Below are 1,727 nucleotides of genomic sequence, written 5' to 3'. Positions count from 1 at the left end.
CCAAAAGCGCGATGACGGCAGCGATCAGGCCGCCATAGCCGCGCCTGCGCTGCGGCTGCTGAGGCCGCAGCCGTTGGAAAGTATCGGCCGCCGGCTGCTCGTCATTGGCAAAGACATCGCTGCCGTCCTCGGCGTCGGCGGCGTCCATGCCCGCCAGGCCGACATCGTCCTCGCGCGGCGACGGCATCGGCGGTGGCGGCGCCTTCTGCCAGGCAGGCTCCGCCTCTGGCGCGGCCTGCCAGCTCGGCTCCGTCCTTGCCGTGCTTTGCCAGGCCGGCTCGGTCTTCACGGGGTTTTGCGGCGCCGGCTCCGCCTTCGGCGCGCTTTGCCAGGACGGTTCGGCCCTGGCGGGCGCCGGTGTCGGCTTGAGGGGTTCTGATTTGAACGGGTCCGGCTTAGCCGGCGCCGGCACAGCCGCGGGCGGCGCCGGCTGGCGGGAGTGGGTCGGCTGGTTCCTGTTGCGGTCGATGGAGGAGAAGATATGCTCCAGCTCCGCCAGCGGATCGGCGGCGGGAACGCTTTTGGCATAACTGCGCTCGACGCTGGAGATGGCGTCTTCAAGCGTGCGCTTCTGCTGATCCACGACCGAAGGCGCCAATGGTGGAACGCGATCGGCAAGCTTCTTGTCGATTGTCACCCGCGCCTTGTCATAGACCTTCGACCGCATCTCCGGCGTGTTCTCGCTGAGATTGTCGATCGTCTTTTTCAGAACGGCGATGAAATCTGCCATGCGTCAGGTGACCTGCATTCTTTTCCCACCGGCCGCAAATCAGCCGTAACGCCGGGAAGGGCTGTGAAACTAGTCTTGAAACGGATCGGTCACAAGTATCGTGTCGTCCCGTTCGGGGCTGGTGGAAAGCAGCGCCACCGGGGCACCGATCAGCTCCTCGATATAGCGGACATATTTGACGGCTTGCGCCGGCAAATCGTTCCAGCTCCTGGCGCCGGCGGTGGTTCCCTTCCAGCCTTCGAGCGTCTCGTAGATGGGCTCGACCCGCGCTTGCGCGCCCTGGCTGGCCGGCAGGTAATCGATCGTCTCTCCGTCGAGCCTGTACCCGGTGCAGACCTTGATCTCGTCCAGCCCGTCGAGCACGTCGAGCTTGGTGAGCGCAATGCCCTTGATGCCGTTGACGGCAACGGCCTGGCGCACCAGCACGGCGTCGAACCAGCCGCAGCGGCGCTTGCGGCCGGTGACGACGCCGAACTCGTGGCCGCGCGTGCCGAGAAACTCGCCGATCTCGTTCTTCTGCTCGGTCGGGAACGGCCCCTCGCCGACGCGCGTCGTGTAGGCCTTGGTGATGCCGAGCACATAGCCGATGACGCCCGGACCGACGCCGGAACCGGCGGCTGCCTGCCCCGCGACCGTGTTGGACGAGGTGACGAAGGGATAGGTGCCGTGGTCGATGTCGAGCAGCGTGCCCTGCGCTCCCTCGAACAGGATGCGCTCGCCGGCGCGGCGTTTGTCGTCGAGCACCTTCCAGACGCGGTCCATGTAAGGCAGGATCTCGCCGGCCACCGAGGTCAGCTCCTGCATGATCGCCTCATGCGTCGCCTCCGGATGGCCGAGCCCGCGACGCAGAGCATTGTGGTGCGTCAGCAGCCTGTCGACCTTCAAAGGAAGCGTTTCCAAATCCGCCAGATCCATCACCCGCACCGCGCGCCGGCCCACCTTGTCCTCATAGGCGGGACCGATGCCGCGGCGGGTCGTGCCGATCTTGGTCCCGGAA

1 protein-coding gene and 1 pseudogene are annotated in these 1,727 nt (G+C 66.4%); both read right to left on the bottom strand.

Features of this window, described 5'->3' with window-relative positions; all coding sequences use genetic code 11:
* Positions 1 to 730, bottom strand: a pseudogene (locus EOA27_RS35300) (hypothetical protein); the annotation flags it as partial.
* Between the two features lie 69 nt (positions 731 to 799).
* Positions 800 to 1,727, bottom strand: a 928-nt coding sequence (locus EOA27_RS35295; protein WP_127258598.1) for an adenylosuccinate synthase, incomplete at its 5' end; no start/stop codon positions are given.

The sequence above is a fragment of the Mesorhizobium sp. M2A.F.Ca.ET.037.01.1.1 genome, from assembly GCF_003998075.1.
GTDB lineage: Bacteria > Pseudomonadota > Alphaproteobacteria > Rhizobiales > Rhizobiaceae > Mesorhizobium.
The sequence above is the reverse complement of the archived record's forward strand: the minus strand, read 5'-3'. Positions and strand labels throughout refer to the sequence as shown.